At 64.6% G+C, this 796-nt stretch carries 1 protein-coding gene; it reads left to right on the top strand.

The features are described 5' to 3' along the window. A partial coding sequence (locus tag GCT19_RS42325) for a condensation domain-containing protein (RefSeq protein WP_227749514.1) occupies positions 1-796 on the top strand: 796 nt, incomplete at both ends.

Below are 796 nucleotides of genomic sequence, written 5' to 3'. Positions count from 1 at the left end.
GCCTTGACCGTTTGTTTGCGCGTCACGAGGCGCTGCGCAGTGTCTTTGTCGCGCCGCAGGCCAAGCCACGGGTTGAGATCCTGCCGCCGGATGCGGGACTGCCGGTGTCTGAGCACGATCTACGGCAGAGGGCGGATACGGAAGCGGCACTTTCGGATCTATGCCATGAAGAGGAACGCACGCCGTTTGATCTTGCGCGCGGGCCGCTGATCCGCGGGCGTCTGGTGCGGATGTCGGATGAGGAACACGTCTTCCTGCTGACCCAGCATCACATCATCTCGGACGGCTGGTCGATGGGCGTGTTGGTGCGTGAACTCAGTCAGCTTTATCGGGCGTTCGAGGGTGGACAGGACGATCCTTTGCCGCCGCTGGCGGTCCAGTATCCGGATTATGCCGCCTGGCAACGCCAATGGCTGTCGGGGGAACGGCTGCAGAAGCAGGCGCAGTACTGGCGCGAGGCCCTGTCAGGCGCGCCGTCCATGCTCGCGTTGCCGACGGACCGTGCGCGGCCGGCCCAGCAGTCGTTTGCCGGGGCCAGTGTTCCTGTTGTCATCGATGTGGATCTGACGCGGGACTTGAAGCGGCTGAGCCGGCAGCATGGCACGACGTTGTTCATGACGGTGCTGGCGGCATGGGCTGCGGTGCTGTCGCGGCTGTCGGGGCAGGACGATCTTGTGATCGGGGTGCCGAGTGCCAATCGGGGTCGCCGGGAGATCGAAGAGTTGATCGGCTTCTTCGTCAACACCTTGGCGCTCCGGGTGGACCTGTCGGGCGAGCCAAGCGTGTCGGAGCTTCT

The sequence above is a fragment of the Paraburkholderia atlantica genome, assembly GCF_009362785.1.
GTDB classification, from domain to species: Bacteria; Pseudomonadota; Gammaproteobacteria; order Burkholderiales; family Burkholderiaceae; genus Paraburkholderia; species Paraburkholderia atlantica.
The sequence above is the reverse complement of the archived record's forward strand: the minus strand, read 5'-3'. Positions and strand labels throughout refer to the sequence as shown.